This window comes from Methanoregula sp. (genome assembly GCF_049510175.1).
In the GTDB taxonomy this organism is placed as follows: Archaea; Halobacteriota; Methanomicrobia; order Methanomicrobiales; family Methanospirillaceae; genus Methanoregula.
In genome coordinates, this window is record NZ_JBEKZF010000001.1 from 435,358 (window position 1) to 447,390 (window position 12,033).

12 protein-coding genes are annotated in these 12,033 nt (G+C 52.9%); 4 read left to right on the plus strand and 8 right to left on the minus strand.

What is annotated here, in order from left to right; translation table 11 throughout:
* Window positions 1-7: 7 nt before the first annotated feature.
* From ABSG49_RS02255 to ABSG49_RS02280, 6 genes are all read right to left on the minus strand, one after another.
* Window positions 8-1,258, minus strand: coding sequence for a phosphopentomutase/phosphoglucosamine mutase (locus tag ABSG49_RS02255; protein ID WP_424024470.1), 1,251 nt, complete (start codon window positions 1,256-1,258; stop codon window positions 8-10).
* Between the two features lie 84 nt (window positions 1,259-1,342).
* A complete protein-coding gene (locus ABSG49_RS02260; protein WP_424024471.1) occupies window positions 1,343-1,954 on the minus strand; it encodes a hypothetical protein in 612 nt (203 codons plus the stop codon).
* Entirely contained in the window at window positions 1,951-2,565 is a 615-nt protein-coding gene (locus ABSG49_RS02265; protein WP_424024472.1) for a cyclase family protein, read from the minus strand. The genes ABSG49_RS02260 and ABSG49_RS02265 overlap by 4 nt, the downstream gene beginning before the upstream one ends.
* The gene (locus tag ABSG49_RS02270) at window positions 2,565-3,221 is read right to left on the minus strand and encodes a protein-L-isoaspartate(D-aspartate) O-methyltransferase (RefSeq protein WP_424024473.1); all 657 of its coding nucleotides are present in this window, start codon (window positions 3,219-3,221) and stop codon (window positions 2,565-2,567) included. The genes ABSG49_RS02265 and ABSG49_RS02270 overlap by 1 nt, the downstream gene beginning before the upstream one ends.
* A gap of 18 nt (window positions 3,222-3,239) precedes the next feature.
* On the minus strand, window positions 3,240-4,355 hold the full coding sequence (locus tag ABSG49_RS02275; protein ID WP_424024474.1) for a SufD family Fe-S cluster assembly protein: 1,116 nt from the start codon (window positions 4,353-4,355) through the stop codon (window positions 3,240-3,242).
* Window positions 4,340-5,071: an ABC transporter ATP-binding protein gene (locus ABSG49_RS02280; protein ID WP_424024475.1), complete on the minus strand. Its 732-nt coding sequence runs from the start codon at window positions 5,069-5,071 to the stop codon at window positions 4,340-4,342. Before ABSG49_RS02280 ends, ABSG49_RS02275 begins: the two co-directional genes overlap by 16 nt.
* Before the next feature lie 119 nt (window positions 5,072-5,190).
* Between ABSG49_RS02280 and ABSG49_RS02285 the strand changes: the two genes are divergently transcribed.
* Window positions 5,191-6,108: a DNA-methyltransferase gene (locus tag ABSG49_RS02285; protein WP_424024476.1), complete on the plus strand. Its 918-nt coding sequence runs from the start codon at window positions 5,191-5,193 to the stop codon at window positions 6,106-6,108.
* 140 nt (window positions 6,109-6,248) lie between these two features.
* Here ABSG49_RS02285 and ABSG49_RS02290 read toward each other — a convergent pair whose 3' ends face one another.
* Window positions 6,249-7,016 (minus strand): TIGR01458 family HAD-type hydrolase, encoded by a 768-nt coding sequence (locus tag ABSG49_RS02290; protein WP_424024477.1) that lies wholly within the window; start codon window positions 7,014-7,016, stop codon window positions 6,249-6,251.
* Between the two features lie 207 nt (window positions 7,017-7,223).
* On the opposite strand from ABSG49_RS02290, the gene ABSG49_RS02295 reads away from it, so the two are divergent.
* Both ABSG49_RS02295 and ABSG49_RS02300 read left to right on the plus strand, forming a co-directional pair.
* Window positions 7,224-8,309 (plus strand): ribonuclease H-like domain-containing protein, encoded by a 1,086-nt coding sequence (locus ABSG49_RS02295; RefSeq protein WP_424024478.1) that lies wholly within the window; start codon window positions 7,224-7,226, stop codon window positions 8,307-8,309.
* On the plus strand, window positions 8,296-10,608 hold the full coding sequence (locus ABSG49_RS02300; protein WP_424024479.1) for a DEAD/DEAH box helicase: 2,313 nt from the start codon (window positions 8,296-8,298) through the stop codon (window positions 10,606-10,608). Before ABSG49_RS02295 ends, ABSG49_RS02300 begins: the two co-directional genes overlap by 14 nt.
* A gap of 1 nt (window position 10,609) precedes the next feature.
* On the opposite strand, the gene ABSG49_RS02305 is transcribed toward ABSG49_RS02300, so the two are convergent.
* Window positions 10,610-10,843 carry a helix-turn-helix transcriptional regulator gene (locus ABSG49_RS02305; RefSeq protein ID WP_424024480.1) on the minus strand — a complete coding sequence of 78 codons (234 nt, stop codon included), beginning with the start codon at window positions 10,841-10,843 and terminating at the stop codon, window positions 10,610-10,612.
* Between the two features lie 217 nt (window positions 10,844-11,060).
* Between ABSG49_RS02305 and ABSG49_RS02310 the strand changes: the two genes are divergently transcribed.
* Entirely contained in the window at window positions 11,061-12,026 is a 966-nt protein-coding gene (locus ABSG49_RS02310; RefSeq protein ID WP_424024481.1) for a phosphoribulokinase, read from the plus strand.
* Window positions 12,027-12,033: the final 7 nt, after the last annotated feature.

Here is a 12,033-nt window from a genome sequence, read left to right on the forward strand (position 1 = left end):
ACAAACTTTAAGCAGTTTTCCCTTGCCGGACGAGTTCTTTGCCCTTTGCGAGCATTGCCTTTGCTTTCTCCAGGTTCTTTCCTTCGGCAGTAATACGGATCTTCGGCTCGGTGCCGCTTGCCCGGACCAGGCACCACCCGTCAGCTTCGGAAATGCGGATGCCGTCAGTCGGGCTGGAGGCGCCAAGGATAGAAAGAATCGCCCTTGCGGAATCGTTGTAGAGCGATTCCCGAAGAATGGGGTAACGGGGCATGGCATCAATCTCCTGTGCAATATCCCATTCAGAGGCAATCTCGCAGAAAAGAGCCGCCGCAAATGGTCCATCGGGGCAAAGGGAGATCTGAGGGAATATCCATGCACCAGAAGGCTCACCGCCAAAATCCCCCCAGTTCATCAGTTCCTCGGAAACATATGCGTCGCCAACCGGCGTGCGGTGCACTTCTGCAACCTCATCGATGATCATGGAAGCATCACTCGTGGTTACGACATGTCTTGCACCGGTATATTTTGCAAAAAGCATGAGGAGGTGGTCGCCATCAATATATCTCCCCCGTTTGTCAAATGCTATCATTCGGTCGGCATCCCCGTCATGGACTACGGCACAGTCAGCACCGGTTTTTTTCACCATGTCCCCGATATACCCAAGATATTCCGGTAGCGGTTCGGATGGCCGGGCAAAATACCCTGATGGATTGCAGTTGATGCAGGTGGTCCTGATCCCGGCATCTGACAGGAGGAAGGGTGTAAGCATACACCCGGCCCCATTGCCACAGTCAATAATTACTGAGATCTTCGGATCGATGTGCACCTTATCCACTATTGCCTTCTTATGCGGCGTCAGGGCGTCGATGGTGCAGTCTTTTCCCAGATGTTGCCAGTCTGTATTGTTCGGAGTCTTGAGCAGTTCTTCGGTCTCTCGCTGCTGTGCCTGGGTGAACGAGGAACCGTCGGGATTAAAGAGTTTCAGCCCGTTATATTCTTCCGGGTTATGCGAAGCGGTGATCATACAGCCCGCTTTGACCCTGCGTGTATTGAAAGCGACCGTTGGTGTCGGGACAATCCCTGCGACGTGTGCAGTCCCGCCATTACTCAGGATGCCAGAAACTACAAGGTGGACAAGGAGCGGGCTCGTTGTGCGGGTGTCCGTGCCTACAAGGACATCAGAGGATCCGGAAGCCAGCACAGTTCCGATTTTCAGGGCAGTATCGACCAGTTCCTGGTCAAACTTCCTCCGTATCCCCGACGATCCAAAAAGCATGATTAAGTATTGGGCGCACATCCAAAAGAGTTTACGCCATGAGAGGAACAGTTCCGGAACCCGAATGAATGGAAGTTACTTGCTTCAGTTCCTTCCAAAAGGACACCAGTGTTCGATCTCATGGAGACGGGCGATTCCTGCTGTTGAAGGACCAACACAGATAATCCGTTTTGAATCTTTATTGTTCGCGATAATTTCCCCGGTCCCCCCGGTAAGAATCCCTTCCCCGTTGATGAGAATTATATCGGCATTGGTGGGTTTATCCAAAACAAAATTACATAATTCCGGCTCCACGGCTCCCATCGATCCGATACAGAAGAGTTTCTTCGCGGCAATCTCCTTCAGAATCTGGTCCCGACAGGATACGTGGCAGGACTCCGGACAAGCATGGAGCACTCTCGACATGCAGAGAAAGCCCAGCATAACGTTGATAATTGCACATGCGGCACTACGGGCCGGGGAAGTGTCCAGGGGTGCGCCGAACATGAATGAGACCTTTGTGCAAGCCCGTACAGGATCGTAGGTAGTAAAATCCGCACTTTTTCCGCCGAAAGAGGCAGACATGGATGCCCCCCGTTCGAACTGGCAGATAACAACACCGGGATCAACATCAAGGAGCACCCCGGCATCTGTACAGCCACTGTGTTCGAGAAGAGTCTCGATTTTTTTTACTGATTCAATGATGATATCCGTCATTCACCTCCTTCTTTGTTCACGAGAATAACGCGGGCAGGAGCCCCGTCAAGGCCGGTGAGACGGAGCGATAATGCGACCAGCGTGTAATCCCCTTCCGAAACCCGGGATAGATCGAGAAGTTCGATGATGATGCACCCGTGGCTGAGAAGTTCTCGGTGCACTGATCCATCACAGACGAATGCCTCGATCGAGAAAGAATCGATACCCACACAGAGTGCCCCTGTTGTTGTGAGATACCGCGCTGCATCCATTGTCAGCGAGGGATAATCTTCTCTGAAAGAAGTACATCCGGAAAATGTGGTCTTGAGCAGGATGCGTGGCACTCCCCCGGTCCTGCCTTTAATGTACGAAGCATCAATAAGCGGACCGGCACCGGATACATCCAGCACGCGACAGGATCCAACCACGTGGGAGAGAGGAACTGCATCAATGGTTGGGCCAGACTTCAGGTAATGAACCGGTGCATCAATATGCGTCCCGGAATGGCTGTTCATCCGGAGTTCGGAGATGAGGTAGAGACCACGGTCTTCCTGCGTGAAACGCGGGGGAGTATCACCGGGATATACAACGGAATCTCCCGAAAGGGGCCGGGTTATATCAATAATCAGCATCAGGTATCATCCCAGCCGTGCTCACCAATGAGAGGGACAAACCGGACCCCCCCGTGGGAAGAGCATACCATCCCGTTCTCGTTTCTTGTCAAGGTAATCAGTTCCTGGATCTCCCGCCCACCTACCGGTGCAACCAGTATTCCCCCAAAGGTGAGTTGATCGATAAGAGGCTTGGGAATTTCCGGTGTTGCAGCTGTTATCATGATCCCGTCGTAGGGTGCGTTTTCCGGGTATCCCCGTGTCCCGTCCCCGACAATGATACTGATGTTCTTTAATCCGATTTTTGCGAGATTTTCCCTGGCCAGATCCGCTACGGCAGGTATGCGCTCGATCGTGGTCACGTACCGCACAAGCATTGAGAGGATCGCGGCCTGGTAACCGCTTCCGGCACCGATTTCGAGGACACGGTCTTCGGGTCGGGGATCCAGCAGTTCCGTCATGAGAGCAACGATATAGGGTTGTGAGATTGTCTGGCCATTCCCGATGGGAAGCGGGGCGTCCTCGTATGCCGACGTGTTGTACGGTGTGGGTATGAAAAGATGACGGGGAATTTCCCGCAATGCCCTGAGTACTTGGGGATTGGAAATGCCCCGGGACTGGATCTGCTGCTCCACCATCCTGCGGCGCTCGTCCGATCTCGGGTACGGGAGAATCATGGGCAGACTTAATAGAACCTAGAATCCGGCCTTCTCTGCCACATCGATGGTGGCATCGATCTGTTTCTGGAGTGCGTCGGGAAGACCAGCGATCTTGATGTCAAGGAATCCCCGGATGATCGTCGCGGTTGCTTCATCCTCGTCAAGCCCCCGGGCCATCAAATACTCGATCTCCTCCTGTGCAAGTTTTCCCACCGCTGCTTCGTGGGAGAGTTCGGTGCCGACAACCATTCCCTCGATTTCCGGGATCGCCCAGATGGTTCCGTCTTTGAGGATCAGGCCTTTGCATTCAAGGTGGCCTTTTGTTCCGGAGGTTTTTCCCTGGATATCGCCCCGGGACATGATCGTCCCGCCTTTCGTTATCGCACGGGTGATCAGTTCCGCGCTTGAACCCTTTCCTTCAAGGATCGCCCTGGATCCGACATCTATAAACGAGGTCGGGGACGCGATGGCAATCGTGGAGAACCGGGCAACCGAGTTCTCGCCTTTCAGGGTCGCCGTCGGGTACATCTGGACCTTTTTCACCGGCTGCATGCAGACGTAGTTTGACAGGAACACCCCGTTCTCTTCCACGATGGAGGCGCTGCGCGGGAAGACCTCGATGTTTTCTGTCCAGGTGTGGATCATGGTGAAACTGATCTTCGCATTCTTTTTGACGTAGAACTCCGACACGCCGTAGTGTGCGGCGCCCGGGCCCACATGTCCGCCACTTGTGCAGCCCGAGATGATGTGGAGCTCCGCGCCTTCCTCAGCGATGATGATATTGTGGACGTGCTGGATCGTCTCGCGCCCGAGATAAAGACAGGCCTGGATCGGAAGGATGTTGCTTGTGCCCTTATGGGCGATGATCACGTAGCCTTTCGGATCGTTTTGTGCCGCAACGTATTTTGTGATCTCGTCTTTTTCCTTTGATACTGCCTTCCAGTTATATTCCCGTAACCAGTCGTGCTTCTCCATCGCTTTTTTGTAGGAGAGGACCTCGATGCCTTCCTGCCTACACTCTGCATCAACGACATCTTGGTTCATCTGGAGGTAACTGCCGCAGCGGTTCTCCATGGAAAGGTCGATCCCCGACTGGACGAGCCGTTTCTGGTCCTCCTTTGATATGCCCGCTGTATTCAGTTGTGAGGACATTCCAGACACTCCCTGTACCCGCGCTGCTTGATATCTTTTAGGATCTCGCGGGGATTTCCGTGGCACTTGATTATGCCGTCGCACATCACGTGCCCCTTGTCCGCATCAAGGTAATCGAGGATAAATCCCGTGTGGGTGATCACAAGGCCGCTCTTTGCCCTCTTTACGATCCGTTTTTCCTTTTCGAGCAGGGCACCGATGGCGTTTCCGATCAGGGATATGTTTTCAAGGTCGACCCCACTCTCAGGCTCGTCGAGCATCACAAAGTCCGGGTTCTGGATCATCAGCTGGAGCACCTCGCTCCTCTTGATCTCCCCTCCCGAGAACCCCTTGTTGATATCCCGGTCAAGGAACCCACCCATGTGCACCGATTTGGCAAGGCCCGGGATGTCCACGTTTTTGTCGTGCGAGATAGCCGTGAGGAGCTTCCCGAGTTTAAGCCCTGAAATGGTGGGCGGGCGCTGGAAGAGCATCCCGATCCCGCGCTTGGACCGTTCGTCGGCGTGCATCGCGGTCACGTCCTCCCCGTTGAAGAGGATGGTTCCTTTGGTGATTTTGTAATTTGAAAAACCCATCAGTGTCATTAAGAGCGTGGTCTTTCCGGAGCCGTTGGGGCCCATGAGCACGTGGGTCTCCCCGGCATCGATATGGAGATCGATACCGTGCAGCACCTCTTTGTCACCAATGTTCACATGAAGGTCTTTGATGTCCAGCATAAGATAACCGTAGACAATATATCCATCGCGGCATTAAACGCTTTTCTCGTTGGCATCAGCGTATGCAGATTCGGCATCTTTTACTCATCCCGGGCTATAGTATCGTATGAGAAAGAGAAATGCGACCAGAGAAAGTCAAAGATAAGGAAGGGAAAGCAAGGATCCGCCGGGGGTCTCAGGATGCACAAAAAAACCTGCACTCCGACGAACCTGCGGATATCCAACCCTTCATCAACCGCATTATCTGCGGGGATGCACAGGAAGCCCTCACCCGAATTCCTGACCGGAGTATTGATCTCATTATCACATCCCCCCCCTATAACTTCGGCCATTCCTATGCTCAGGATCAGCATGATGACACCCACGAATGGAATGAATATTTTGAAAAGCTTCTCCATGTCTGGCACGAATGTGTCCGCGTGCTTAAGCCCGGTGGCCGGATGGCGGTAAATGTCCAGCCCCTCTTCTCGGATTATGTTCCCACTCACCACATCATCTCGCACCAGCTTGCCGGCCTTGGGCTTCTCTGGAGGGCGGAATTACTATGGGAAAAGAACACTTATAATGCGAAATACACTGCGTGGGGAAGCTGGAAGTCCCCTTCAATGCCCTACATCAAATACACATGGGAATATATCGAGGTTTTTGACAAGGAGTCCCACAAGAAAACCGGCCGTAGGGAAGACATCGATATCTCGGCCGAGGAATTCAAGGAATGGGTTTTGGGCCGGTGGTCGTTTCCCCCGGAAACACGGATGAAAGATTATGATCACCCGGCAATGTTCCCGGAAGAGCTGCCACGGCGGCTCATGAAACTGTTCTCGTATAAAAATGACCTCATCCTCGATCCGTTCAATGGCGCAGGTACGACAACCCTTGTGGCGTGGAAACTCGGGCGCAGGTTTATCGGTATCGATATATCAGGACAGTATTCCGATCAGGCAATGGCGAGACTGGTAGCGTCAGGTGACCCGGGATGCGAATCGAATGCCTATCCCGCACCAAAAATGATTCATCTTGAGGAACTTGAGAGATAAATCGCTTACGTGAATCTTACCTTGGCATATGATTTTTTACGTACTGGTATGTGCCCCTTCCGGTCATACGGATGATAGAGAATATAGTTATGGCAAGAATTGCATATTTTAAAAACCGGTGTTAAGGAATTCATGAACTTTCAGACGATTTCCTTCAGGTTGGCAATCGAGTCAATGATCGCATCAGGCCGGATCGGTGAATTTTGCAGAATATCTTCGCGGAATTTCCCCGTCCGGACGAGAATACCGGTCATACCGGCACTGTGTGCACCGGCAATGTCCGAATAAATATCATCGCCAACCATGGCGACCTGATACGGGTGAAGATTCATATCCTGGAGTGCGAGTTCGAAGAATGATTTCGATGGTTTTCCCATGACAATGGCTTGTTTTCCTGTCGCGAACTCGAGTGCGGATACAAATGGTCCCGCAGAGAGGGAGATTCCGTCATGTGCCATCCAGTACCGGTCTTTTTCGAGCGCTATTAGTTCCGCTCCATCCATGAGGTGCCTGAAGGCAGAGTTCAGGCTGTCATAGGTTATTGCATCTCCTGCGTCACCGATTATTACATAGTCAGTTTTTCCTGAAATGCTTCGAGATCCGCTATCCGCAAAGTCCCTGTCAACATCTCCGGTGGTGAGGAGGTGAAAATGGTTCTTTCCGGTTTTTTTCATGTAGGTAATTGCTGCTTGTGGAGGTGTGAAAATATACTCTTCGGGAATAGCAAAACCCATTGCTGTTAACTGGTCGGATATGGTCTTCCTGCATTTACGGGTGGTATTCGAGATAAACCTGAACGTATACTTTTTATTCGTAAGATAAGCGATCGCTTCCCGGGCCCCCTTGAGTGGCTGACCCCCCACATACAGGACCCCGTCAAGATCGATCAGTAAACCCTTGACCTGCATCAGCACTCTCATCCCTGTATAAACGTGTCTGTGAAACGGCAGCACCCGTCCCTGTTTTTTGCGTTATAATAATGACAGAAGAGTTGCATCGCCCGGCAGATTAAACGTCTCATTATGCCCGCGGAAGACCCGCAATAGCCTTGCCATCACTTTCACTCCGCACGCTAGGATATTTAAACGCCCGTATCGGGATGTTGTATCCGGAAGATGGCAGTCGTCCCGGCGTATTCACGAATTGGCGCACTCTGGCAGCAGCGGATGCAGGCATTGCGTGAATATGAAGTTGTCCGCGACGGGAATGCGTTCAGGGCCGGTTTTTCAAACTCCTTTGTATTTTCATCAGAATACGAGCAGGCCCGGCACCATCTCGAAACCCTCCTTTCCCGTTACAGGGAGGTGACTATCGATGAACAATTCCGTGGTAAAGAAATCGTCAATGACGGGGGTACCTGTTTTGCACTCGAATACCGGCAGGATTTTTCAAGTCCTGCATTCGATCTCGATCGTTTCAGGGCGGGTCTCCTTGAGGACCTGACTCTTGTCCATGGCATCGGTCAGGCGACCCGGAAGAAGCTGAATTCACGGGGATTTTATTCCCTGACGGATCTGCTGGAGCATCCCGTGCTGAGATCGCGTGCACATCAGGTCCTTGCATGTATATCGGAAGGGGATACCTCCGCGATAATGGACCTGATAGGCAGCCGGCACTCCAAATCCCACGTTTCGGTGCTGGGAACGGCAGGACTCCATGAACCGGAAGACTATGTGTTTCTTGATATCGAGACCCTCGGGCTTTTTTCCCGCCCTATCATCCTTTTCGGGATTGGCGTTATTGATAACGGGCAACTTGTTGTCCACCAGTACCTGCTACGCGACATAACGGAGGAACAGGCCGCTCTTATCGCGACAGTTGAACACCTGTCCACAAATCGACCGGCCCTGGTCACCTTCAATGGCAAATCGTTCGATCTCCCCTACATCACCGATCGTCTCGCTTACTATGGTATGGGGTCTCCCGCTAGAATCCCTCACTTCGATGTCCTTCATTTCAGCCGTCGAAGGTGGAAAGACCAGCTCCCCTCGCTGCGACTGACCGCCTTGGAACGGGAGATCCTCGGGATCCGTCGGGGGGACGATATACCAGGGCAGATGGTGCCGGAATTCTACGATACGTACCTCCATACCGGAAATATCGGCCCCCTCGTACCCATCGTTGAGCACAACCGGCAGGATGTCATCTCGCTTGCGTTGCTCTTCTTCCACCTGCTGGAGGAGTCCTGTGGCTGTCACTGATCTGATCCGGCTCCTGAATGTGAATCCGGTCTACCGCAACAGGGTTGTTCATGCAAAGACAACCGAACCGGAACCTGCCCGCTACGGGTTGCTGGAAACTCCGCTGTCTTCCTCGATGAGAGCCTACCTTGACCAGAAAGGGATCCGGCTCTATTCGCACCAGTGCGAGGCAATCAACCATGTGCGGGCCGGAAAAAATGTGGTCCTCACGACCTCCACTGCGAGTGGCAAGACTCTTGCATTCAACATTCCCGTTTTCGGTCATCTTGAAGCGCATGCAGATGCACGCGCACTCTATCTCTATCCCACAAAAGCCCTCTCGAACGACCAGCTCCTGTCCCTCGAGCAGATGGCACAGTTCACCGGTATTGCGGCAAAGCCTGCCATCTATGACGGCGATACACCCCAGTCAAAGAGGGCCGCGATCCGTGAACACTCGCGGGTGATCATCTCCAATCCCCACGAACTGCACCACGTGCTTTCGTGGCATGTAAAGTGGCAGCCTTTCCTCTCAAATCTGGACTTCATCGTTATCGACGAGGCGCACCGGTACCGGGGGGTATTTGGCTCGCATATCGCATTTGTAATACGGCGGCTTCTGCGCCTCTGCCAGTATTATGGATCGAGTCCACGGTTCATCCTTTCCACTGCAACGCTGGCAAACCCGCGCGAGTTTGCACACCATCTCACCGGAGAGGAATTTGAGCTTGTTGATAATGACGGCTCACCCCATGGCAAGCGGAATTTCATCATGTACAATCCGTTTTATAATGGCATCGGCGAACGCTCCCTGCACCAGGAGACAAAGGATCTTCTGGTCTCCTGCGTCAAAGAGAATCTCCAGACCCTCTGTTTTACCGGATCCCGGAAGATGGCAGAGCTGGTCACAGTCTGGGCGCGAGACGATGCGAAACGGACCTCCTCGCGCCTTGCAGCATTAATCTCGGTTTACCGGGCAGGTTTTCTCCCGGAAGAACGGAGGGCGATCGAGCGGCAGCTCAAAGAGGGGGTCATGAAAGGCGTGGTCTCAACGAATGCTCTTGAGCTGGGCATCGATATCGGCTCACTTGATACGGTGATCATTTCGGGGTATCCCGGAACCATGATGTCCACTCGCCAGCAGGCCGGGAGGGCCGGGAGGAAAGGAGAAGAATCCCTTGCGATTCTCGTTGCACAGGCAAACCCCCTTGACCAGTATTTCATGCACCACCCGGATCAGTTTTTCGAACGTTCCCACGAGAACGCGATCATTGACACCGGCAATCCGTATATTGTCTCAGGGCACCTCCTCTGTGCTGCTGCCGAACTTCCCCTGAGCGAAGAAGCTGACAGGACATTTTTCGGGGAGTCGATCTCACGGCTCCTGCCGGAACTTGAATCGGGCGGCCTGCTGAGGAGAACCTCCCGCGGGTGGGTATATGCCGGGCGCGGGCGGGCAGCAGATGGCGTGAGGCTTGACGGTATTCCCGGTGAAACGTTCCGGGTGATGTGCCACGGCAGGCTGCTCGAGACTCTGGACCGCGGGCAGGCATACCGCGAAGCCCATAAAGGCGCGATCATGCTCCACCAGGGCGAGACATATGTCGTCAATGAAATGGACCTTGAAACCCATACGATACGCGTGACAGAAACCGATGTGGACTACTATACGCAGCCTCTCAAGGAAGTGGACCTTTCCATCATTGAGACCCTTGAAACCCGGACGATCCATGGTGTTCCGTGCGCCTTTGGGGATGTTGAGGTGACTGAACAGTTTACCGGTTATAAGATCAAGCGGGGTGACACGATCATTGGTCTGGAACCCCTGTCCCTGCCCCCCCTCACGTTCGGGACGAAGGCATTCTGGTTTCATCCTCCTGATTTTATCGGACAAAAAATTACCGGTTCCGGCCTTGACCTTGCCGGGGGACTGCACGGCGCGGAACACGCGATTATCGCGCTTATGCCCCTGCACGTGATGTGCGACCGTTGGGATATCGGCGGTTTGTCTTCACCAGCATTTGGTGAGCAGGGTGAACCCGCTATTTTTGTCTATGATACGTATGAAGGAGGCATCGGGCTTGCGGAGAAGGCATTCGAAATTCTTCCACAATTGTTCTCGAGTTCGCATGAACTGGTAAGGGACTGCCCATGTGACACCGGTTGTCCTTCCTGTATATACTCCCCGAAATGCGGGAACGATAATCAGCCGCTGGACAAGGACGCAACTATTCTTATTCTCGGAGAGCTCTGCCGGGAACCGGAAAGTAAAACATCCAATCCCTCCTGCCCGACAGGGCAGGATATTGCAGCATTATAATTCAGTCTGCCAGAACGACCCGGCTCTCCGGCGTTTCCGGCTCATCATCAAAGATAAACAGGTCATCGATTGTTGTGTTCAGTCCTTTTGCCACATCATGGGCGAGTTTGAGCGATGGATTATATTTACCCTGTTCAAGAAAAACGATGGTCTCACGGCGCACGCCGGCTTTTTTTGCGAGATCATCCTGTGTCAGTGAGAGCCGGACCCGGTATTCCCTGATTTTTGTCTGCACAAAATTACCTCTGTGAATCCGAGATCTTGAGATTTCTCGGTTTCATGATTATTTGCCTTATATGTTATTTATCTCTAACATAAATATATATAAATGTTATCTATTTCTAACAATTTTGGTGAAATCGTGGCAGCACAGACACATTTTCCGATAATTACTGGAGCTGCACCATTCACGGGGTCTTAATATGGATATGCACTACACAGTTACTTGCGATATGGATTACCTGCCCAATTTCAAGGAGATCATAGCCCATTCCCCTATCGTCTTCACCATCGGTGTTGCCGGGGACAGCGGGTCGGGTAAGACCACGTTCACGAACGCGATCCGGCAGATATTCGGCCCTGGACTGGTTTCCACGATCACGCTGGACGATTACCACCGCTATGACCGGGAGGAACGCAGGCGGCTCGACATCACCCCCTTACACCCGGATGCCAATAATATTTCACAGCTTGAGAAGGATGTTGCATGGTTAAAGCAGGGACACCCCATTGAAAAACCGGTGTACAACCATACCACTGGCAGGTTCGATCCCCCGGTCCCGTTCTCCCCCCGGAAGATCCTGATCCTCGAAGGGCTTCACACGCTGTATACCCCGCGTCTCCGGGAACTGATGGATTTCTCCATCTTTGTCGACCCGGAAAAAGAGGTGAAATATGCGTGGAAACGGCTCCGCGACATGGAACGCCGGGGGTATAACTCGGCTGAAGTGGCGGACGAGATCGTGCGGCGCGAGAAGGATTATGAGACGTACATCGCACCGCAGCGGTGTGATGCGGATGCGATCATACGGATCGCCCACTCAAAGTACGGCAGAGACAAGGGCCCCGGGAGAAATATTTACAACATCTCCCTCATGCAGAACCGGATGAGGCGCACGATCACGGATATCGATCTCAATATCGACCTGTACTCGCTCCTCTCGTTTCATGATGAGGATTTCCTGATCGAATTCTCCACGCAGTTCGTGGACTGCGCGAAGATGCGTGCGCTCACGTTTGATGGCGCGATGAATTACGATACGATCCGGAAACTGGAGAAGAGCATCGAGCACCAGACCGGCGTCCACCCGATTGCCATGTTTGAGGGGCGCCAGACCATCACGCCGACGGATATCATCCAGCTCATCCTCTCCTGGCGCATCATCCACCGCCGGATCTTTATCCGGGAACGGGCATAAAAAAGTA

What these genes read in the sequence shown, in the direction of transcription:
- ABSG49_RS02255 (WP_424024470.1), bottom strand. Translation starts at nt 1,258, where the DNA reads ATGCTTTTTGGATCGTCGGGGATACGGAGGAAGTTTGACCAGGAACTG.
- ABSG49_RS02260 (WP_424024471.1), bottom strand. Translation starts at nt 1,954, where the DNA reads ATGACGGATATCATCATTGAATCAGTAAAAAAAATCGAGACTCTTCTC.
- ABSG49_RS02265 (WP_424024472.1), bottom strand. Translation starts at nt 2,565, where the DNA reads ATGCTGATTATTGATATAACCCGGCCCCTTTCGGGAGATTCCGTTGTA.
- ABSG49_RS02270 (WP_424024473.1), bottom strand. Translation starts at nt 3,221, where the DNA reads ATGATTCTCCCGTACCCGAGATCGGACGAGCGCCGCAGGATGGTGGAG.
- ABSG49_RS02275 (WP_424024474.1), bottom strand. Translation starts at nt 4,355, where the DNA reads ATGTCCTCACAACTGAATACAGCGGGCATATCAAAGGAGGACCAGAAA.
- ABSG49_RS02280 (WP_424024475.1), bottom strand. Translation starts at nt 5,071, where the DNA reads ATGCTGGACATCAAAGACCTTCATGTGAACATTGGTGACAAAGAGGTG.
- ABSG49_RS02285 (WP_424024476.1), top strand. Translation starts at nt 5,191, where the DNA reads ATGCGACCAGAGAAAGTCAAAGATAAGGAAGGGAAAGCAAGGATCCGC.
- ABSG49_RS02290 (WP_424024477.1), bottom strand. Translation starts at nt 7,016, where the DNA reads ATGCAGGTCAAGGGTTTACTGATCGATCTTGACGGGGTCCTGTATGTG.
- ABSG49_RS02295 (WP_424024478.1), top strand. Translation starts at nt 7,224, where the DNA reads ATGGCAGTCGTCCCGGCGTATTCACGAATTGGCGCACTCTGGCAGCAG.
- ABSG49_RS02310 (WP_424024481.1), top strand. Translation starts at nt 11,061, where the DNA reads ATGGATTACCTGCCCAATTTCAAGGAGATCATAGCCCATTCCCCTATC.